At 49.2% G+C, this 21,556-nt stretch carries 20 protein-coding genes; 14 read left to right on the top strand and 6 right to left on the bottom strand.

Annotation, left to right across the window (positions count from 1 at the left end; translation table 11 throughout):
- Positions 1 to 456 precede the first annotated feature (456 nt).
- Entirely contained in the window at positions 457 to 3,171 is a 2,715-nt protein-coding gene (locus KNQ14_RS08350) for a bifunctional 2',3'-cyclic-nucleotide 2'-phosphodiesterase/3'-nucleotidase (protein WP_214860623.1), read from the top strand.
- A gap of 38 nt (positions 3,172 to 3,209) precedes the next feature.
- Here KNQ14_RS08350 and KNQ14_RS08345 read toward each other — a convergent pair whose 3' ends face one another.
- Positions 3,210 to 4,091 carry a LysR family transcriptional regulator gene (locus tag KNQ14_RS08345; protein ID WP_214860622.1) on the bottom strand — a complete coding sequence of 294 codons (882 nt, stop codon included), beginning with the start codon at positions 4,089 to 4,091 and terminating at the stop codon, positions 3,210 to 3,212.
- Positions 4,092 to 4,192: 101 nt separating this feature from the next.
- On the opposite strand from KNQ14_RS08345, the gene KNQ14_RS08340 reads away from it, so the two are divergent.
- The 8 genes from KNQ14_RS08340 to KNQ14_RS08305 all read left to right on the top strand — a co-directional run bounded on the left by KNQ14_RS08340 (position 4,193) and on the right by KNQ14_RS08305 (position 13,665).
- A complete protein-coding gene (locus tag KNQ14_RS08340) occupies positions 4,193 to 5,212 on the top strand; it encodes a ketopantoate reductase family protein (RefSeq protein WP_214860621.1) in 1,020 nt (339 codons plus the stop codon).
- Between the two features lie 13 nt (positions 5,213 to 5,225).
- Positions 5,226 to 5,963, top strand: a complete 738-nt coding sequence (locus tag KNQ14_RS08335) for an acetoacetate decarboxylase (protein WP_214748017.1) — start codon at positions 5,226 to 5,228, stop codon at positions 5,961 to 5,963.
- A 90-nt stretch (positions 5,964 to 6,053) separates the two neighbouring features.
- On the top strand, positions 6,054 to 6,572 hold the full coding sequence (locus KNQ14_RS08330; protein ID WP_214748020.1) for a GrpB family protein: 519 nt from the start codon (positions 6,054 to 6,056) through the stop codon (positions 6,570 to 6,572).
- The gene (locus KNQ14_RS08325) at positions 6,565 to 7,011 is read left to right on the top strand and encodes a DinB family protein (protein WP_214748023.1); all 447 of its coding nucleotides are present in this window, start codon (positions 6,565 to 6,567) and stop codon (positions 7,009 to 7,011) included. The genes KNQ14_RS08330 and KNQ14_RS08325 overlap by 8 nt, the downstream gene beginning before the upstream one ends.
- 19 nt (positions 7,012 to 7,030) lie before the next feature.
- Positions 7,031 to 7,915, top strand: coding sequence for an alpha/beta fold hydrolase (locus KNQ14_RS08320; RefSeq protein WP_214860620.1), 885 nt, complete (start codon positions 7,031 to 7,033; stop codon positions 7,913 to 7,915).
- 464 nt (positions 7,916 to 8,379) lie between these two features.
- Positions 8,380 to 9,501: a GTP-binding protein gene (locus tag KNQ14_RS08315; RefSeq protein WP_214860861.1), complete on the top strand. Its 1,122-nt coding sequence runs from the start codon at positions 8,380 to 8,382 to the stop codon at positions 9,499 to 9,501.
- A gap of 111 nt (positions 9,502 to 9,612) precedes the next feature.
- On the top strand, positions 9,613 to 11,136 hold the full coding sequence (locus tag KNQ14_RS08310) for a cardiolipin synthase (RefSeq protein ID WP_214860619.1): 1,524 nt from the start codon (positions 9,613 to 9,615) through the stop codon (positions 11,134 to 11,136).
- 153 nt (positions 11,137 to 11,289) lie between these two features.
- Positions 11,290 to 13,665: a glycoside hydrolase family 31 protein gene (locus KNQ14_RS08305; RefSeq protein ID WP_214860618.1), complete on the top strand. Its 2,376-nt coding sequence runs from the start codon at positions 11,290 to 11,292 to the stop codon at positions 13,663 to 13,665.
- Between the two features lie 75 nt (positions 13,666 to 13,740).
- On the opposite strand, the gene KNQ14_RS08300 is transcribed toward KNQ14_RS08305, so the two are convergent.
- The 3 genes from KNQ14_RS08300 to KNQ14_RS08290 form a co-directional block, all read right to left on the bottom strand.
- A complete protein-coding gene (locus KNQ14_RS08300) occupies positions 13,741 to 14,541 on the bottom strand; it encodes an SMI1/KNR4 family protein (protein ID WP_214860616.1) in 801 nt (266 codons plus the stop codon).
- 106 nt (positions 14,542 to 14,647) lie between these two features.
- Positions 14,648 to 15,229: a DUF1643 domain-containing protein gene (locus tag KNQ14_RS08295; protein WP_214860614.1), complete on the bottom strand. Its 582-nt coding sequence runs from the start codon at positions 15,227 to 15,229 to the stop codon at positions 14,648 to 14,650.
- A gap of 15 nt (positions 15,230 to 15,244) precedes the next feature.
- The gene (locus KNQ14_RS08290; RefSeq protein ID WP_058704753.1) at positions 15,245 to 15,928 is read right to left on the bottom strand and encodes a lytic transglycosylase domain-containing protein; all 684 of its coding nucleotides are present in this window, start codon (positions 15,926 to 15,928) and stop codon (positions 15,245 to 15,247) included.
- Positions 15,929 to 16,035: 107 nt separating this feature from the next.
- Here KNQ14_RS08290 and KNQ14_RS08285 point away from each other — a divergent pair, with 107 nt between their 5' ends.
- The 5 genes from KNQ14_RS08285 (at position 16,036) to KNQ14_RS08265 (ending at position 20,271) form a co-directional block, all read left to right on the top strand.
- Positions 16,036 to 16,710 (top strand): CPBP family intramembrane glutamic endopeptidase, encoded by a 675-nt coding sequence (locus KNQ14_RS08285; protein WP_214748041.1) that lies wholly within the window; start codon positions 16,036 to 16,038, stop codon positions 16,708 to 16,710.
- Between the two features lie 135 nt (positions 16,711 to 16,845).
- On the top strand, positions 16,846 to 17,280 hold the full coding sequence (locus tag KNQ14_RS08280; RefSeq protein WP_251138342.1) for a hypothetical protein: 435 nt from the start codon (positions 16,846 to 16,848) through the stop codon (positions 17,278 to 17,280).
- A 412-nt stretch (positions 17,281 to 17,692) separates the two neighbouring features.
- Positions 17,693 to 18,373 carry an ATP-binding cassette domain-containing protein gene (locus tag KNQ14_RS08275; protein ID WP_214860612.1) on the top strand — a complete coding sequence of 227 codons (681 nt, stop codon included), beginning with the start codon at positions 17,693 to 17,695 and terminating at the stop codon, positions 18,371 to 18,373.
- The gene (locus tag KNQ14_RS08270; protein WP_214860610.1) at positions 18,370 to 19,188 is read left to right on the top strand and encodes a hypothetical protein; all 819 of its coding nucleotides are present in this window, start codon (positions 18,370 to 18,372) and stop codon (positions 19,186 to 19,188) included. Before KNQ14_RS08275 ends, KNQ14_RS08270 begins: the two co-directional genes overlap by 4 nt.
- 12 nt (positions 19,189 to 19,200) lie before the next feature.
- Positions 19,201 to 20,271: a hypothetical protein gene (locus tag KNQ14_RS08265; RefSeq protein ID WP_214748049.1), complete on the top strand. Its 1,071-nt coding sequence runs from the start codon at positions 19,201 to 19,203 to the stop codon at positions 20,269 to 20,271.
- Between the two features lie 94 nt (positions 20,272 to 20,365).
- Here the strand turns inward: KNQ14_RS08265 and KNQ14_RS08260 are convergent, their stop codons facing one another.
- Positions 20,366 to 21,259, bottom strand: a complete 894-nt coding sequence (locus KNQ14_RS08260; RefSeq protein ID WP_214860609.1) for a hypothetical protein — start codon at positions 21,257 to 21,259, stop codon at positions 20,366 to 20,368.
- An 89-nt stretch (positions 21,260 to 21,348) separates the two neighbouring features.
- A complete protein-coding gene (locus KNQ14_RS08255; protein ID WP_029341392.1) occupies positions 21,349 to 21,555 on the bottom strand; it encodes a DUF2922 family protein in 207 nt (68 codons plus the stop codon).
- Position 21,556 lies beyond the last annotated feature (1 nt).

Raw genomic sequence — 21,556 nt, 5'->3', positions numbered from 1 at the left:
CGTGGAGTGATGAAGCTCATGCACCATGAATCCAGACGACGAACGTTGCTGTAACTCATTCTTGCTTTCTACAGTCGAGAGATAAGCCATGGAATCTTAAGCTTCATTTCACGGGCCGAACCTGACCCTGACGAAAGCGAAGCGCGTGCTTTCTTTTACTATAGGAGTCGAGAATGAACAGATACGTTTTACATTAATTGAAACGATACTTTTTCAGGACTAAATCTTGATAAAGTATCGTTTTTTTTATATGAATCATACAACGATGTAAAACACCTTTTTTTTACCATTTAAACTTGATTTGTAAAGGGAAAATCAACAATGTTAAGCCAGTATTTGGAATTGGTTAAGTAGGTTAAATAAGACGGATGTCCGACCTATTTGAAAGGACTATTAGCTATAATCGAACCATGATAAATTAATGAAGCAGTCAAAACATCCTGGGGGGAAATCCATATGAAAAAAGCAACGAAACTCGTCATCGCGTCGACACTGATCGCACCGATGCTCGTACCAGTCGTTCAAGTCAAGACACTTGCTGCCGACAACAGTGTCGTCAAGTTACGCTTCTTAGAAACAACGGATTTACATACGAACTCAATGAACTACGATTACTTCAAGGATGCGCAGGACGAAACGATTGGTCTCGTCAAAGCGGCTACAGTCATCAAAAAGCAACAAGCTGAAGTGGGCGTTACGAATAGCTTCTTGTTCGATAACGGAGATACACTTCAAGGAACGCCATTCGGTGATTACGTCAAGAATCAGTATGACAAAGGAAACAAAGGCAAACATCCGATGTATGAATTGATGGAATACCTCGGTTATGATGCGGTCACGCTCGGAAACCATGAATTCAACTTCGGTCTTGATTTCCTCAAGTCAGCGATGAGTGCTTCGAGCGGTTCAATCAAGTTCGTCAACTCGAACGTATTGGATGCAGTCACGAAAAAGCCGATCGTCGCGGACTACAACAAAGATGGAAAAGACTATCAAATCATCGAACGTCAAGTCAAGGACCAGAACGGTGACATGAAAACAGTCAAGGTGGGTGTGTTCGGAGTCGTCACGCCACAAATCATGGCATGGGATGCGGGGAACTTGACGGGGAAAGTCACGGCTGAAGATATCATCCCGACTGCTAAAGCAACAGCGAAAAAATTAAAAGATGCTGGCGCAGACGTCGTCGTTGCACTCGCACACACAGGTATCGGGGATACGACGGATCAAAAAGATGGCGATGAGAACGTCGGCTACGCGTTGACGAAAGTCGCAGACATCGATGTCTTGATGACAGGTCATCAGCACGGGAAGTTCCCAGCAGCCGATTCAGCGTTCAACAAGCTGCCGAACGTTGACGCGACGAACGGTCTAATCAATGGCAAACCGGTCGTCATGGCAAACACACAAGGGAAAAACGTCGGAGTCATCGATCTTCAGTTGAAGCAAGTCGACGGGAAATGGGTCGTTGATACGTCTGGTGCGAAACTAGCGGACGTGACGAAAGACACGACAGCAGATGCCGGTGCTGTCAAGTTGATCGAAAAAGCACATGAAGGAACGCTCGCTTACATTCGTCAAGAAGTCGGGACGATCAATGATGATATCCAGAGCTTCTTCGCTCTCGCGCAAGACGATGATTCAGTTCAGTTCGTAACGAATGCTCAGAAATGGTATGTCGAGAAACAACTCAAAGAAAATGCCGATCTTGCGAAATATAAAGATCTCCCGTTGTTGTCTGCTGGTGCACCATTCAAGACAGGTGGTCGTAACCAGGTCAACGCATCCGATTACACCTTGATCAAAAAAGGACCAATCGCACTCAAGAACGTCGCCGATCTCTATGTTTATCCGAATACACTCGAAGTCGTCAAAGTAACAGGGGCTGACGTCAAAGACTGGCTCGAAATGTCAGCTGGTCAGTTCAACCAAGTCGGCGGTGAGCAAACGAACTTGTTGAACAAAGAATTCCGCAGCTATAACTTTGATATCCTCGATGGATTGACGTATGAAATCGACATCACGAAACCAGCGAAGTTTGACTATAATGGTGTCGTTGTCAATAAAGACGCAAATCGCGTCCAAAATATCAAGTATCAAGGTAAAGCGATCGCAGACGATCAAGAATTCCTTGTTGCGACGAACAACTACCGCGCAGGCAGTGCGACGTTCCCAGGTCTTGGTGGCGGAAAGAATATCGTCTACAAATCAGCCTACGAAACACGTAATGTCATCTCGGACTTCATCAAAGCGAAACAACCGGTTGACTATAAAGCCGATGACAACTGGTCACTCGTCGCAAGTAAGCCGACGACGGTCAGCTTTGATTCAGCGGCTGCAGCTGCACCGTACGTCAAGCGGTATGAAGGCATCACGAACACAGGTGAAACACGTCCAGGTGAGACAGGTACGTTCCTTAAATTCAATATGAACGTTCCGATGAAAGACTTCACGGTCTCGGCAAAAGCAGTTAAACCGGGTGCAAAAGTCGTTACTGGTCAAGCCGTTCCAGGTGCGAAAGTCACAGTTAAACTTGGCGATAAAGTCCTTGGAACAGCAACAGCAAACGTAGCGGGTCAATACGAAGTCGGAACACGACCGCTCAAATTGCGTGACAAGTTGACGATCGTCTCTGAACTCAGCTTCATGAAGACAGAAACGAACGTCACAGTCGGAACAGGTGTCGTTGCGACACCAGCGATCGATAAAAAGTCAGCAGTCTACGGTTCAACGGTCCTCCGCGGTAAAGCAACGGAAGGTCTTGACGTGACGCTCTATAAAGGATCAACGAAGATCGCGAAAGCGAAAACGACGGCAAGTGGTTTCAAGATTGCGGTCAAGAACGGTCTAACGACAGGTACGTACACGGTCAAGTCGACAGACATCTCGAATAAGATCACGAAAAAAGCGTCGTTCACGATCAAGAACACGTATCCAGTCAAAAAATGGTCAGGCAAAAAGACGTTGACAGGTAAAGTCGAAAAACGACAAATCGTCCGCCTCTACCAAAAAACAGAAGCTGGTTATCAATTGATCGCTCAAGACGTGGCGGATCAGCACGGGAACTATGTCTTGAAGATGCGTAAGGCATTGACGAACGGCTCGTACAAACTCAACATCTATACAGCGAAAGATCATCTCGATCAGTCACGCTACTTCATCACGAAGTAATATCTCACACGGATGTCTGCATATGCAGGCATCCGTTTCTATTTGGCTAGATATGTGCGTTGTGAGAGTAGAAATCGTTTAATACGTTCGTAGATGGTTGCTTGCTCGACCGTCAATTGATCCGTCGCGTGCGACATATAGAGGCGTGACGTAATGGTAAACACATCGTCTGTGATGAAGGGAAGTCCCATCTCGCGACAGACGGAGACGGGAACGAAGCTGAAATACCGTTGCTGGCGTAAGGCGAGTTGCAGCGAGACGTCATCAATATAGTGCGTGGTATCGACATAAATGTTCAGTTCCGCCATCTTCAATTGGATGAAGCGGTTGTAATCCTTATTGTGAGAGGGAAACAAAAAGGCAGTCTCCGTTGCGTCCGCATAGAGCGCCGTAATCGCTTCTTTCTCTGAATAGGAAGCAGGATAGGTGATGACGATATCTTCCTCCACGATCGGTTCGCTCGTAATGAGCGGGTGCTTGAGTTCCATAAAGCTAATCGAGAAATGGAATTCTTGATGAAGCAGACCGCTTAAAATGTCGCGATTTGAGAGGATGTCCGAGTTGAACAAAGGTGCCGTCTGCGGTAGGAGAAATTCCCGTAGAATCAATTGGATGAAGCGACCATGCGAACTGGCAAGACTGAGTGTCGTTTCAGAAGAGGCATCATTTCGTATCATTCTTTCCTGGACCCGTGTCAGCTCGTGTTCGATTTTTTCGACTGATTGCAACAGAAGTCGTCCATTGTCGGTCAAGCTGATTGTTCTGCCTTTTCGATGAAACAACGTCGTGTTCAATTCACGTTCTAGTTTTTTGATCGTTGCACTGAGGGCGGGTTGGCTGATGAATAATCGTTCGGCAGCACGCGTCACGTTCAATTCCTCCGCGACGTGACGAAAATAATTCAAATGTAAGAGTTCCATGATATCCTCCTAACATAACCTATAGGTTATTAAAATATATAAATATATATATTTCTGTTTATGATGAAACCAGTATATCGTAAATACCAGAGGTGATAGATATGAAAATCGGAATTTACGGAGCAGGATCACTAGGAACCATCATGGGAGCTTATTTGAGTCAACAGTATGCGGGTGTCGATCTGATCGATACGAATCGCGCACATATCGAAGCGCTAAACACAACAGGCGCGCATGTCATTGGACCAGATTTGACGCAAGCCGTCCATGCGATGCATCCGGATGACATCACGGAGATGTACGATATCGTATTGTTGCTGACGAAACAGGTCTACAATGAACCGGTTCTGGCGAAAGTCCGGACGATCTTGAAGGAAGACGGTATTCTCGTCTCCTTGCAGAACGGTGTACCAGAAGAATTCATTCAACAACAGATTCCGCGCGAACGCATCATCGCGGGATCCGTCGAGTTCGGAGCGACGTACGTCGGACCAGGTGAGTCACGTCTGACATCGGATTACGAGCACTTCAAGACATATGCGATGCAAATCGGTGAACTGGACGGTAAGAAGACGGACCGGATCATTCACTTGAAGGAAATCCTTGATCACATCGGTGGGACGGAGATCTCTGATAATCTACCGGGAACGAAATGGTCAAAACTCGTCATCAATAGTACGTTCAGTGGGTTATCCGCTGCGTGTAACGGTACGTATGGCGACGTTCTCGATCATCCGGTCTTGCTACGGGCAGCGATCCATACGATGCAGGAAGTCGTTGAAGTCGGTCACGCCCACGGCATCACATTCGCGCCGATGAGTACGTTTGAGCCGGCAGCCTACGCAACACTAGACGATATCGATGAAAACCTGATCACCGTGCCACAATTGATGCACGGGTCGCGTGACTTAGAAGCGAGCATGTTGCAGGACCTACAAAAAGGGCAACCGACCGAAATTCGTTTCATTAATGGGATCGTCACGATGTACGGCAACACGTACGATATCAAAACGCCGTTCAACTCACTCATTCAAGAAATCGTCGAAGAAGCGCAAGCAGCGAAGACGGTTCCAGATTTTGAAACAAGTGTCGCACGCTTTGCCGCATTGTTAAACGCATAAAGGAGGGATTCAGATGAGACAGGAAGATGTAAAAAATATCGTCGCGACACCGATCAATGCACCGGTCTTTCCGGCAGTCGATATCTTCTTTCGGAATCGGGAATACTTGAACATCATCTATGAGACGGACATCGAAGCGTTACAAGCAGTCGTTCCGGAACCGCTCGATGTGCTGAGTAATCAGATCAAGTTTGAGATCATCAATATGCCGGATAGCACAGGTCTTGGGAGTTATCTCGAGTGCGGGCAAGTCATTCCGGTTCGGTATCAAGGAGAGGTCGGTGAGTTTTACCTCTCGATGTATGTCAACAATCAGCCGGCGATCGCCTCTGGTCGTGAAGTGGCTGCGTTTCCGAAGAAGTATGGTTCACCCCGGCTTTATCTCGACAATGATGTACTCGTTGGAACGCTTGACTACCATTCACTCCGTGTCGCCCAAGCGACGATGGGATACAAGTATGTTCCGATGGCGGTCGAAGAGGCACAATCGATTATCAGTGCGCCGCAGTTCATGCTCAAACAGCATCGCGGTTATCAAGGCGAGTTGATCATCTCCGAGCTGACGCGGAGTCAAATCACGGATCTTGAGATTAAAGAAGCATACCGTGGACCGGCGCGACTTCAGTTATTCGAACATGTCATGGCACCACTCGCTGACTTCCCTGTTCGGAAGATCGTCGATGCCCAGCATATCATCGCTGATCTTCGACTTGGTGGACCTGCGAAACTGTATGATTATTTAACGGATTAACGACTCTCTAACATTAACGACCTCCAAAATGGATGGTCGTTTTGTTTTACCCCAAAAACTGGCATACTGAATTGAGAGGGGGAAACGACCATGCGACAAGTCATTGTGTTACCGTATCAATCAGAATGGGCGAGTGAATATACGCGAGAAGCGGACCACTTACGGGAGGTGTTCGGAGCACGCCTTAAGCAGATCCATCATATGGGGAGTACATCAGTTCCGGGACTCGCAGCAAAGCCGATCATCGATATCTTACCCGTCGTCGATACGCTCGAGGGAATCGAGCAGTTCGACGCACAGATGGAAGCGCTCGGTTACGAAGCGAAGGGTGAGTTCGGGATGCCGGGACGCCGCTATTATCGAAAAGGCGGCGACGAACGGACGCATCACATCCATCTCTATGCGGCGGGAAATCCAGAAATCAAGCGTCATCTCGTCTTTCGGGATTATTTGCGTGCGCATCCAGAAGAAGCCACTGCTTACGGGGCATTAAAGGAACAATTAGCAACGACATATCCGCTTGATATCGAAGCCTATATCGCCGGCAAGGATGCGTTCGTCAAGGAACTCGAACACCGCGCAATCGCTTGGAAGAATGCACATGACTGACTGGGAACATGCCCTCATCCGCCATGTCGGCGTTGGTGTGAAGACATCGAAAGCGTTGTTTGAGAAGATCGAGGCGCAGGATTGGGACGCGCGACCAATCCCCGGGAAACGGACCGTCGGTGAAGTCGCTGTCCATCTCGCTGTGTTACTTGAAGCCGATTTGATGATCGCAGAAGGGGCGACGGCTGAAGCGATGCAGGCGTTTTATGCGGAACCGGTCCCGCGCGATCAGTTAAATGATCGAATCAATCGTGCGTTTTCTATCTATCAGAAGAAAGTCACGACCGGATTTACGACGCGTCCGACGTACTGGGGCGTTACCGACTCGATGAACGGCTGGGCAATCGAAGCAGCCGTGCATCTCTATCATCATCGATCCCAGTTATTTGATTACTTGAACATCCTTGGGTACGAGCTAGAGATCTCGTTATTTGAATGAATGGAAGTAGGGGTAGTGTATGGAATATATCGTTGAAACATCAGCCGGTCGTTTTGATACCCGGCTGACAGGAAATGGGAACGTCACATTCGTCCTTGATCACGGGATGATGTCGAATCGACACCAATGGGGCTGGCTACGAACTGAATTATTGAAGCGGGGGCGGGTCTTTGAATATTCACGTCTCGGGTATGGTCGATCGAGTCGTGGTAAAAACAAACGACTCTTTACGCATCAAGCGGATGAGCTCGCGGACGTCTTACGGATGCTTCGTATCGAAGGACCGTATGTCTTCATCGGGCACTCGCTCGGCGCCTATATCTCGCTCGCAAGTGGACGACTTTTTGCAGACGAGACACGCGGCATCGTCTTGCTTGATCCGTCGCATCCGGATGTCGACGCAGCATTACCGAACTGGTACGAACGAACACAAGAGGAGTGGAATCGATTCCTCTATTTCCTTAGTCACGTCCGACCGATCGCCTGGATGATTCCTGACCATCTGGGCAAAAAGATGTTCAGTGTCTTACCGGAAGCTGATCAATTACCGATATGGCGGCATTTTGCAGCACCCGGGCATTGGCGGGGGACGCTCGATGAATGGCAATCGGTCGAAGAGAACAATCAGATGATTCTTTCGTTGCTTGAAGACGTGACACAGCCGGTCCTCGTCCTGTCCGCTTCGAACTGGGCGGGAGGTATGCCAGAAAGTTGGTTGAACCCGGCATTGACCGAACAAATCAATGCGGCTCACGCTGCGTTCGCCGACAGTTTACCGAACGGGATGTATCATGTGATTGCGGATACGAATCATTACACGATTGCCGGGTTTTCGCACGAGGCAGCGGAGCGGATCACGGATTTGATCGGGACAACATGGGATTTACCGATTCAAAGTCAGTAGTAAGGTTACGCTTTTTCGTTTCGCTCGAATTATTTTCCTGGGACGAGCATCGCGCCGCTTCACTTCGTTGCAGGGTCGCTCCTGCTTGTATTTCACTAGGAAGCGATTCCGAGCGAAAAAATGTTATTTTCTTAACTGACGGAGCTGACTTTAAAGTCAGTATCTACAAAGAATGACGCGTCACACGCCACTCCTACAGGAAAAAGCGCATTATGCGCTGTCAGAAGACAAACAAGACTCGCTTTCCTGCTTGAAGGAAGAAGGAAAACTGGCTTGTGTCTCGCCTGAGGAAAGGGCGTGAGAAGATGCGTCATTTTTTTGGAGTCAGCCCGGTCTACTCCTTGAGTCGATGCTTATCGGCTTTTTTAGGGAATAAAATAAATCGAAATCATTACGATTGACGTCAGGTGAAAAGTCGGTTACTCTATAAAACGTAACAATTACGTTTTAGGGGATGAATGATGATGCAACCGATATCGATCACCGTTTTATCTGGATATCTTGGATCCGGTAAAACGACACTATTGAACCATTTACTACATAATCGCGAAGGGCGCCGCCTCGCGATCATCGTCAACGACATGAGTGAGGTCAACATTGACGCGGCATTGATTGAGCAAGGTGGATTCTCGCGGACGGAAGAGTCGTTCGTCACGCTCTCGAACGGCTGCATTTGCTGCACGTTACGTGATGATCTTTTGCTTGAAGTCAAACGCCTCGTCGACCAAGGCGATATTGACGGTATTGTCATCGAATCGAGTGGTATCTCGGAACCGATTCCAGTCGCACAGACTTTTACGTACGAGGATCCGGACAGTGCCATCGACTTATCACAAGTCACGAAAATCAACGCGATGGTCACGGTCATCGATGGTTACCGTTTCCTGAAGGACTTCGAATCCGGTGAATCGTTGATTGAGCGGAAACAGGCAGTCGATGAGACAGACGTGCGCGAAGTCGTCGATCTACTCGTCGATCAAGTCGAGTTCGCGGACATCATCGTCTTGAATAAAGTCGATTGTCTGACAGCGGAAGAACGCCATACCGTCATCGGCTATCTAAAGGCATTAAATCCAGTTGCCCGCTTGATCGAGACGACATATGGTCAAGTCGATCCGGCAGACATCTTAGACGTTGATCTATTTGATTTTGAACAAGCGGCAGCGAGTGCTGGCTGGATCCGCGAGTTGAATGCGGAAGAACATATTCCGGAAACGGAAGAGTATGGGATCAGTTCGTTCGTCTACAAGCGCGACGTGCCGTTCCACCCGGAGCGCTTGCTAGCCTTGATCGAAGACTGGCCGCAAGAAGTCGTCCGGGCAAAAGGCTTCTTGTTCCTTGCGACACGTCCTGAGATGGCATTGCTGTTCCATCAGGCAGGATATGCGTCGAACATGGAATACGCTGGTCGTTTTGCATCAGATGAGGATCGACGGACCGAACTCGTCTTGATCGGCATCGGACTGGAACAAGAGAAGCTCGAAGCGCTATTTGATGCGTGTCTCGTCCAGGAACACGAAACGGACTGGGCGTCATTGAATGATCCAATTCCTGGTCGCGAGATGTACGAAGAAACATTTTTATAAGAGGTCAATCTTTCGAGAAATCGTATCTGCGGTTTCTCTTTTTTGTTATATTTTCATAGTGAATGGGGAAAGAATACTAGTGAAGGTATGTTAATTGAAGGAGGAAAATCTGTGCGCAACCGGATTTTACAATTCGCACTCGTATTTTTAGTCGCCGGCGGCATCATTTGGGGACTATATCAACTCGGCTATTTATTTTATGTCTTAACGATTTCAGCGACGGTCGTGCCGCTTGCTGTCATCATGATCATCTTTATCGAGAACCGGACCGCAGAATCGACGATTGCTTGGTTCCTCGTCCTGATCTTCTTACCGATTCTCGGAGTCATCATCTGGTTGATGTTCGGTCGGAATCCACGGCGTCGCCGTCGGAATCGTCGTTCGCATGACGAACGGAAATTGCTCAAACAAGCGATTCGTCCAGTCCGGTCGCTTGCCGTCAGTGAGTTGCCACCGAACCATTTGAAGCTCGCGAATACGATTCGTAACTTCGGTGGTGGCGGGGTGGACGTTCATACAGCAAGTGACATCCTGACGAACGGGGAAGAGACGTTCCCGGCGATTCTTGACGCGATTCGTCAAGCACAGCATCATGTCCACATCCAGTACTACATTTATCGGAACGATGAGACAGGCAAGGCAATCCGTGAAGCGTTGATGGAACGACTCGAAGCCGGAGTAACGGTGCGGTTCATGTATGACGGACTCGGAAGCTATATGCTCGGTGAGAACTTCCTGCGTCCGCTACGCGACGCTGGAGCGCATATCGCAGCCTATGATCCAATCTCGAGTCCCTTGTTCATCTTCACGGCAAACTTCCGCAATCACCGAAAAATCGTCGTCGTTGATGGAAAAGTTGGCTTCACCGGCGGATTGAACGTAGGGGATGAGTACGACGGCAAGAGTAAGAAGTTCGGGTTTTGGCGTGATACGCATTTGCGGCTCGAAGGACGTGCCGTCAAAGAATTACAAGCGACGTTCCTCGACGACTGGATCTATGCCCAAATCGAATCGGATGACACATGGGAGACGTTTGCGGGGGATGAGTCAATCCACCAGTACTTCCCGAAACATGATGTGGCGTCAGACGGGGCGATTCAAATCGTCACGAGCGGACCGACCTCAAAGGACCCCGCGATTCGCAATGCGTTGATTGCCGCGATCATCGCAGCGCAACGTTCGATCTGGATTGCGACACCGTACTTGATTCCGGACAATGAGACGATGACGCTACTCCGACTCGCGGCACGTGCCGGACTCGACGTCCGCATCCTGACGCCGGGGAAAGGCGACAGTTTTACGTCTTATTACGGGACCCGGTCCTACTTCGGACCACTTCTGAAGGACGGCGTCAAGATTTACACGTACAACCGTCACTTCATCCATGCCAAACTGTTTCTCGTCGACGGGAAAATCGGTGCCGTCGGGACGGCAAACATGGACATTCGCAGTTTTGTCCTCAATTATGAACTAATGGCGTTCCTGTATGACACAGAAAGTACGGAACAGCTCGAGCGTGACTTCATCGCTGATTTCGATGTCTCGATTCAGTTATCATCGAACGATTACGTCAAACGTCCGCTCCGCTTCCGCATTTTTGAGTCGCTCTCGCGCTTGATTTCACCCTTATTATGACGCAACGTTCCGCATCGATTTTCAGGTGCGGGACGTTTTTTTGGTTCATTCTTCCTTGAAGTGGGAACATGAACTCTTATACACTAGATGTGTAATCGGTTGCACACTACTTAGCCTGGAAGGAAGTGAAAGGGGCGTAAGTCCCGAACCCGTATGCGAACAATTGATGAATCCCATTTCTACACGCGCGACATGAAACCACAAGCACGACCAGACGCCATCATCCAAGGAGATGTCTACCGTTTCACGGTCTTGACGAGTCGCATGATTCGACTCGAGTACGCGGCGGATGGACAGTTCGAGGATCGACCGACCCAAACGGTCTTCAATCGTGATTTCCCGGTACCTGCTTACCGCATCGTCGAAAACGAGGAAGAATTGCAAATCATCACCGAGCACGTCCATCTGCATTATACGAAGGGACCGTTCGCTGCGAACACACTTTATATCGATGTCTTAGGGAACTTCAGTACCTACTACAGCCGCTATACGTTCGGCGGACCGCTCCGGACGTTAAAAGGAACGGCACGGACGCTTGACCATGCGGACGGTGTCATCCCACTCGAAGAAGGAATTGTCTCCCGGCAAGGTTACGCGGCGATCGACGACTCGAACGCGTTCGTCCTGACGGAAGACCACTTCGTCGAACCGCGACGCTCCGGGACGCATGACATCTATTACTTCGGATACGGTCACGACTACAAACAGGCACTGCGTGACTTCTACCACCTGACAGGACCGACGCCGATGTTACCACGTCAGGTACTCGGCAACTGGTGGAGTCGCTACTGGCGTTATAGTGAGAAGGAATACAAGGATTTGATGACGCGCTTCAAGACAGAAGACATTCCGTTCTCGGTCAGTGTCATCGATATGGACTGGCATGTCACCGATATCCCGGAACGGTACGGAAGTGGCTGGACGGGCTACACGTGGAACCGTGATCTATTCCCGGATCCACGCGGATTCTTACAATGGTTGAAGGACGACGACCGGATGGTCACGCTCAACTTGCATCCGGCGGACGGTGTGCGTGGGTTTGAGGAAGCCTACGAGGCGATGGCAGTCGCGATGGGCGTCGATCCCGAATCGGATGTCCGAATCCCGTTTGATTTCTCGGACCGGACGTTCATCGAGAACTACTTCACGAAGCTTCATCACCCGCACGAGGCAGATGGCGTCGACTTCTGGTGGATCGACTGGCAGCAGGGCGCGAACTCGAAGATGAAAGGGCTTGATCCGCTCTGGATGCTCAATCATTATCACGCGCTCGATATCGCCCGCGATGGCAATCGACCGTTGATCTTCTCACGTTACGCGGGACCCGGAAGTCACCGCTATCCGGTTGGTTTCTCAGGCGATACGATCATCTCGTGGGCATCACTCCAATTCCAGCCGTACTTCACGGCGACAGCGTCGAACATCGGTTATGGATGGTGGAGCCATGATATCGGGGGACATCAACGGGGAGAGAAAGATGACGAGTTATCGACACGTTGGCTCCAATACGGTGTCTTCAGTCCGATCATGCGCCTGCACAGTACGATGAGCATCTTCAACGGGAAAGAACCGTGGCGTTATTCGACCGATGCGGCGAACGTCATGAAGAAATATTTACGACTTCGGCACCAGCTCGTGCCGTACATCTACACGATGAATGCCCGTAATCACTTTGACGGCTTGCCACTCGTCTCACCGATGTATTATGAGCATCCGGAAGACGATCAAGCATACAACGTTCCGAATCAGTTCTACTTCGGAACGGAATTGATCGTCGCGCCGATGGTCACACCAATGCACCGGAAGCTGCACATGACGGCGACGACAGCGTGGTTGCCGGAAGGGGAATGGTTCGATTTCTTCAATGGGCACCGATACCGCGGCGGCAAGCAGATCCGTCTGTTCCGTTATCTCGAAGACCAAGGCGTACTCGCAAAAGCCGGTGCGATCGTTCCACTCGGTCGTCATCTCGAACAGTCGAATGCCCTGCATAATCCGGACGATCTCGAAGTCGTCGTCTTCCCGGGAGCATCGAACCGGTTTACGTTGTTCGAAGACGATAGCACAGGTGTCGCGCACCGCGACGGTGTCAACGTCGAGACGACGTTTGCGCTCGACTGGGAAGCACGTGAGTTGACGATCGCGGCACCAACCGGACACCGTGACTTGCTACCCGAAAACCGCTCGATTACGTTGATCTTACGTGGAGTCCGTGAAGGATACGTTCAGCGCGACGGAGAGAGTGTCACCGGCGTCTATGATCATGCGACGCAGTCCCTTCGCGTTGAACTGGGTGAAGTGACCGATACGATCACGTTGTCGCTCCAAGTTGAGATCTCGACGAACGAGAATAAGATGGACCGGTTGTATGCATTCCTCGACCAAGCGGAAATCAGCTATGATTTGAAGGATCGTTTGTACCGTCTGCTGTCACAAAAGCTCGACCCGGTCAATATGATGCACCAGTTGCAAGCACTCGAACTCGAGAAGGATCTCGTCGACTGTCTGCTTGAGTTGATGTTGTCTTAAACGATTGGATAGGCATGCGAAAAAGCCAGTATTCGTCATCCATATGGACGAGGAATACTGGCTTTCTGGTTGAGGTCAGAACTCTTCGTCTATCTCTTCATCCATCCAAGATAGCAAGTCTTCTGCATCGAGATCGTCACCTTTACTGAGGATCAAGGTCGTGACGTCATCTCGTTTCTGTTCTAACAACTCCGGGTTGTTCGTCAAGACTTCCATGAGGTAATACGCATAAGAGTCGAGGAAATCAGGCTGGTCGTTTCGTTCGATCAGTGTCATGAACGCTTCGATGAGTTCTTCCTGTTCTTCATCGAGAATCATCCAGTGGGAGTATGCGAGAAGTTTTTCGTTTTCGTCATCTTTACGGAGAATGTCCTTGATTTCAGGTAACGTCAGAAATACAACATCCGGCATGACGACTTCCGGAACATCGGTACTCAGCTTCGTTAACCACTCGTCATAGGTCGCCGCGACAAAATAGGTCGTTTCATCCGAAATATCGAGGCACCAGACAGTCGGCTCAGCAGCCTCCGTGAAGTGGAAGTACCAAAAATAGCTCCCTTCTCCTTCCGCGAACATCATGACGTTTCCTTCGACATCCCATTCCCGGAGGATCGACAATTCGTCTAGATATCGTTCGAATGTCAATGACGTCATGGAGCGGAGTGGGAGGTGCAACCCGCTTTCTTCGTCCGACCATGTATTCTTGAACTCGACCATTACGGCCATGGCTTCTGGGGCACCACCGTTTTGTTCTCGGATTTGTTCGAGGTAACGGACGGGGAGTGAACCGTTGACGGCTTGCTCGATTCGTTGAATGTCTGTTTCTTTGACTGAAATCATCGTTTCTTCTCGTAACTCTTTATCCCAAAATGGCATCGTATGACCTTCTTTACTATGTAGTATGTAGACTTTGATTATACGCGAAGTTGATGGAAAATGTTTCAAAAAAAGGACCCTTGCCGTTATGGAAGGGTCCATTGCGTCATTTACGACGCAACTTTTTCGCTTTTTGTTTCATATCGTTATACGTGATCATCGGGCTATCGTCCATCGTCAAGCGTAGATGGTTCGGTTCGCCTTTGTTCGTGATGCCGGAGCAGTACAAGATGTCGGCATATTCATTGAATAGATCCTCGTAAGCTGGCAGGTGGTGCATCAGGCGACCAGGCGATCCCCAGCCACAGAGGACGACGCCATTTTTTGCTTTGACTTCAGCAAGTGTCTTCGCGACGAACGCATAGTTCGTCTCATCGAAGCTCGCTTGAGCGAATGGCAGATCCTCGCTGACGAGCAGGTCCGGCATCAAACTGATGATGTCATATTGTTTGACGGGGTCATTGACATACTTCTTCATCAAATTGTACGCACGTTGTGTCGTCGTTCCAGAGAGAAAGGCGTCCGTCGTCCGTGGTGTGTAGATTAAAGCGGCGACGTGCGTCCCTTCTGCGATGTCGTCAAAGATGTAGCTGCGTAAATAGCGTTTCGTCTTGTCTCGATCAAACGTCGTCTGGACGCGGATCGACGATTCCTCAATCAAGAGTTCGGAAGAATCGGCTGGTGTCATGGGTGGTGCCTCCTTTTAATTGGTCAAACGTGAGCTGATGCGAAGGAAGAACGCGAGTGTCTTCTTCTTGAGGTCGAGGTCGTTCGCATCGATCGCCTCGACGTGTTGCTGGTAACGATCGTATTGGGCGAGCACGTCAGAAACATATTGTTCACTGCGATTGTATTCAAACAGTGCTGTTGCGAGCGTGTCTCGGTCGGATGTCTTCGTGACATCGTGTTGTTTCAGATATTTCGCTGCCGTGTGGGCGCTGTCGACGAGACTCGTCGGGTCAGCTTTCCCGTCGCCGTCCGCGTCCACTCCGAGACCACCATATTTCTCGATGGCTTCCGGATCCGTCACGTCGATGCCGTCATGCTCGATGTCACCGAGCGACGTGCCACCTTCGTATCCCCAACCGACCCATGTTTTCGGCATGAATTGGAATGGACCGATAGCGCCGACGGACGATTGCATCGCTGACGAGTTGGAGAAGATTGTCTCGACGCGATGAATGGAGGCGAGCAGCTTCCAGTCGATGCCGTAACGTGCCGCGGCTTGTTCGTAGATGTCGATGTTCTCGGCAGGTACGCCATGCTGTCCATAATACGTACGATACATTTCATTTTGAACACGTTCCCGATTTTGCCAGTAGATGAAGCTGCTGACGATGAGAGCGAACAGTACGAACAAGATGCTGATTCGAAAAACTTTTCGCATATTGTTCTCTCCTCTGTTTAGGATTCCACTGAATGGTATCATATTTTAGTAGGGTCTAATAGCACTTTCTGTGACGGGAGTGTGGAATCAAAAAAGGAGTCGAAGTCATGTATCTCTTCGTAAATGGGTTTTTACTCGGATTACTCGTCGTCCTTTCGATCATCGCAGCGGTCCGACCGGTCGATTTGACGATCGTCCCACGCAAGGAATTTTATCCCTCGATGGTCCAGTCGAGTGGTATCTTATGTCTGTTGCTCGTCGGCGGAACGCTGATCAGCGGCACACGGTTGCCGGAAATCGGCTTGACGTTTTTTGTCCCAAGTGGTCCGGTCTGGTACGCGACGATCGGACTGATCGTCCTTCTCTGCTTCGTCTTACTTTTGACGGCGACTGTTCCAGCGTTTCGCAAACGATTGTTGCCGCTTTATCAAAGTGAGGCGGAGCGACTGATTCTGCCGCGAACGAAAGAGGAACGGACCGGGTTTCAGATGGTCGCGCTGATGGCAGGAGTGACGGAAGAGTTGATTTATCGCGGGTTTCTCTTCCATACGCTCGGATTATTTTTACCGTTCTCAGAAGTCAGCTTCGTCTGGATCGGTGCCATCCTGTTCGGGATTGCCCATCGTTATCAAGGGTGGTTCGCGATTCTCGTGACAGGACTGATCGGAGCGGGATTCGGCTACTTGTATCTAGCGCTCGAGACGCTATGGCCGCTGATCATCATCCATGTCTTGATCGATCTCGTTGCTGTCTACATTTACAAGGACGATGTTAATTCCTGACATCGTCAAAGAGCGTTGAATTTGGTAGACTGAATGTCAAGCGAAGTCATCGTTTAAAATGGTCAAGTTGACGGTTGCAGAACAGGTCAAATGACAGGTAAAATGAGAAGGTAAACGCTTACACATCAAAAGGAGATGGATGAAACCATGCGAACGATCACTTCCACTGGCGAGCGAAAGAAGACGAGTTGGACATTGAATATCGGCAATCAGCCACATTTGATGATGGATGGTGTGACAGAACAAACGCTTGATGCCGAACAACGTGTCGTCTATAACGAATTTTTAATTCCGACGACGGACACTTTGATTCATCGGTTCAAAGCCCGCTTCCCGAACCATCTCTGCGAGAACGGGTATGATGTGTATGGCGCTGCCGCTTTTGACGAACAGGTCGTCGAACTGATCTCGAATTGGTTCATCGAGCTGGTCACCGTCTTAACAGCGATGCAGCGGACGAAAGGCATTCAGCATGTCCAGATTGAAGGCGGTGTCGCAAAACGGACCGACTTCTTACCGACCGTGCGTCGGACATGCCGGGCACTGGAGTCAACGATTGATATTTATTGAAGCACCAGTCACGTTTTCAGAGGGGGCGTCCGTTAGGATGTCCTCTCTTTTTTTAATCAACGAATCGAGAGAATTCGACGTCGTGAAAACAGCGTGCACTTTTTTGTTCATCTCGAATCGTTTTCCTGGGACAAGCATCGCGCCGCTTCACTTCGTTGCAAGGTCGCTCCTGCTTGTTTTTCCTTAGGAAGCGATTTCGAGTGAACAAAACGTCTCTCTTCTTTCATAAATTAAAAAGCAAAAACGAAGTCGAATACTCGCGGAGTCGGACAGGATTGTCCGGCTCTTTTTCATTTTCTGGATGATGGCAGGAAAAAAACAAGTTGACGCTAGACTGTATGGCATGTACCATACAGTTAACGGATGTACTATTGTCTTAATACAATGGTGATAATCAAGGAGGGTGAATCCGATGCTTGAGGTAAAAGGGTTACAGAAGCGATACGGACGAAAAAAGCACGTCTTACTTGACGTGACGTTCTCCGTCGGTCTAAACGAAGTGACATGTTTGATCGGCTTGAACGGGGAAGGGAAGTCGACGATCCTAAAAGCAATTCTCGGTCTGATTCCGGTGGATGCCGGTACGGTGACGGTCGACGGTAAAACATCGCGCGACAAAATTGCGTTCGTGCCTGATCTTCAGACGATGCCGAGCTACATGACGATCGGACAAGCGCTCGCATATATGGCAGATCATTATCCAGACTGGAATCAAGAGACAGCGGAACGGTTACTGCAGACGTTCCAGCTGTTTACGACGGATAAAATGGCGAACTTATCAAAAGGGAACAAAGCGAAGTTCAATCTCGTCTTAGGATTCGCCCTCGATCGTCCATACATATTACTCGACGAACCGCTCGCGGGAATCGATTTGTTCATGAAGGAACAGATTGCCTGGATTTTCTCAAGTGAGTTCATGGAAGGACGGAGTATCCTGATGACGACTCACGAAATCGCTGAAGTCGAGCAGGTGATCGACCGAGTGTTGTTCTTACGGGACGGAAAGATCGTTGAAGTCAAAGAGACGGATGAGCTGCGCGGCAGTCATCATCAATCGGTCCAGGACCGGATGCGGGAGGTATATCAAGGATGAAACGTTGGTTGTTATTAACGAATGAAGAACTGAAACGAAGTACGAAATTACAGGTGTTGTTGATTTCAGGCTTGATCGTCGCGGAAATCGCGTCTCTGCTCTATCAAATTTACGATTATCAAAGCACGATCGAGAAAACGATGCGGATTGAACAGATATCAGAAATGGACGCAATTGCGCGAGCAGGTGGTGCGTTGACATTCGCACAGGCAACGGATTTTTACGATTCCATCATTGTATTAGCAATGGGGATGATCATCCTGTTTGCATTCTGGATTTGGTACCGCGACTGGATAGGTGAGACGAAGTACATCTACAGATTGCTATTGTTACCGGGATCACGACGGGCGATTTTTGGGTCGAAAATGACGGCACTCTTACTTGTCGTGACTAGTTTGATCGGAATTCAGTGGGGGCTGTTGTTGCTTAGTCGTAATCTCTACTTATGGTTGTTACCAGATGCTCAACAGGTCACAGCCAGCATCAATGAATACTCCATCTATATGAAGTTGTTCTATACGATGTATCCGAGTGATATTTTATTCATCTTACTGATGACATTCATCGTCATCTCGTTCGTCTTCATGACAGTATTACTTGAACGATCGTTCCGAAAGGGAAAAGCGTTCTTGCTCGTCGGATTACATGGGATTGCGTTGATTGGCGGTTATATCATCTTGGGCTTAGCATTGTCAGCTATTTCGAACGATTTGAGTCAACTGCACATGCAATTTTATCTCGGGTACATCGTGCTCTTAACGTTATATGTGTCGTACAAAAATCTGCGGTTAGTCCAGACGCGTCTATCCGTCTAAAGGAGAAATCTCATGAAACGATATCGTCAACTTCTGATCTATGGAGTGATCATTCTCATAACAATCGGAAGCTACATCGGCTACACGCTGTCGATCAAAGGAGCAGACTTTTCGCTCGAGACCGTCAGTGGAAAACCTTCGCAAATCGAAAATTTTAATTTACGTCTTCAGACGAAAGGCATGCGTTCGACGATTTATGATGTCAACGCTAAGGGAGACATCAAAAAACAGTCAAATTCTTACGTCGGACAACTATTCCGTGAAGATAGCACGACGGATTTGCCAGATAAATATTACGAATTCACGACGCATATGGAAACGAATGTAAGTGGAGATGGACAATCAGAGTATGCGATTCAGATCAAACACAATAAACTGCAATTTAAGATGTTTACGTTTAAGACGGAGGAGATGTTCGAGAAAACATTTCAGTATGATACAAAACTTGAGACGGGGATGGACATACAAGCCAGTGTCGTCGATAAACAGGCGATGAAGGTCTACATTCAACTCGATCGAGTCGATCAGCCAAGGGAAACGAAACTGCTTGTGCTCGATTTAACAAGCGACCGGGTTGAAGAGATCGTTCTTCAAAAGCCAGTAGCGCCTAAACACGCTCGTCAATTTTTAGCGATTCATCAAAATGAGGTCGTCTACACGGAACAACCGTCTGACAGCGATGAGGAGAACACTAAACTATCTTATTTCCTCGATGACGGGAAGAGCGTTCGTTCCATCAAGGAGTTGAATCAGCAGCAAATCGGTTATACGCCCTATGCGAACGGTCGTTATCTCATCGGCTTCCGCCTGCCGGAAGGGGAGACGAAACGAATCGAATGGTCGATGTTCGACTTGGAAACGAAACGATTATCCGAGCATAGCGTAAGCAGTCCGCTCGTTTTGAAAAAGATTGATTGGTTGGATTCGAAGGACGAGATGCAACTTTATCTCTCTTCCGAGACAAACGATGGATTCCAAGTGTCCGTGATCGATCTGAAGAATGAGCAACTGATGTATCAAGGAGAAATCAAAGATGCGAATCGTAAAAAAGGAACGCGTATCTATGATTTTGCGGTTCAATGATCCACGAAAAAACGCTTCGTCCCGGAAAAACTTATCCGGGACGAAGCGTTTTTTTCGTTTTGACTAGGAATCGATACGTTCTAGGGCGAAAGCATCAAGACGTGAAGTTTTTCTCTGCTGCTTTACAGGCACGCAATAAGGCGTCCTTGAAGAAACGATCTTCCTGCGAAGCAAGTTGTTGTGTCGCTTCTTCGTCCCCGCGTAGGGAGCGGGCGAGCATCTGGATGACCTTGACCCAGCGCCGGACGTGATCAAGTTGCGGACGACCCATCGCGACGTACACCGTGAACCAATCATTCTGATCGCGACGAATCATCCGTTGGAACAGTGATTTCGCGAGATCGACTTCTTCGGTCGTCGGGAGCTCGTTCGTCTCGAAATAACGACGTAACGCGGCAACAGCAGTTGCGTACGCTGCCTTGACGTCGTCTGACGGCTGATGCTTACCGTAGTCGGATGTCGACAGATGAAGTAAGGCAGGTTTTTTCTCGACACCCGTGATCCAGGCAGAGATCGTCTTATTGCCTTTATAGGCTTGACGGTTCGCGACCGGGAGCTTCGCCGTGACGTTTCCGACTTTCCCGATCAAGGTCACTTTGTTGTTGCGATCCTGGATTTCGGTCACTTTCATCTCGACCGTATCCCCCATTTCATGAGGAATGGCTTTCGGCTGGAGCTTTTCTCCTGCCGAGAGCGGCGAACGCTTGCGGATCATCCGCAAAGCTTCTTGTTCAATCCGGTCGTCAAGCGACCACAGATGTTCCGGTGGGACGTTGCGGAACCGGCGACGTCGGACCTTGATGTATTGGTCAAGCGCGTCAGCAGCTTGCTCCCGCGTCGATTCACCACGTGCGACGGGGCCGATGATGTCTCGGAGCGTAATGGATTCGAGACGTTCCATGATGCCTTCGAACGGGATGAGTTCCATTACGTAGAGACTACAGACGACGAGTTCGCATTCGCGAGGAGTGAGTGGGCGTTTGGCCATAAATTGACTTCCTTTCAGCTGGTTGATGTTTCTAGTATACCAAAAAAAAGCCATCGTCACGTAATCCCGTGACGATGGACTGAAAAAGCTTACAAGACGAATGCCGATTCCGAACTATTTTGCAATTCGGCGGACGCGAGACGTGTGACACCGTTCATGAACGGATCATGGGCGACGAACAAGTCACCGATTGCTTTGATCTCAGCCACGGTCGCATTCTCCTTCGCACCAGCGATCCGTAAGCGATACGGTTTTTTCGTCACCGTATCGAACGTCAGGACGATCGTATGTTCCATC

Source organism: Exiguobacterium sp. s161, assembly GCF_018619045.1.
Classification (GTDB): domain Bacteria; phylum Bacillota; class Bacilli; order Exiguobacteriales; family Exiguobacteriaceae; genus Exiguobacterium_A; species Exiguobacterium_A indicum.
Note: the sequence above shows the minus strand (reverse complement) of the source record. Positions and strands in the feature narration are given on the sequence as shown.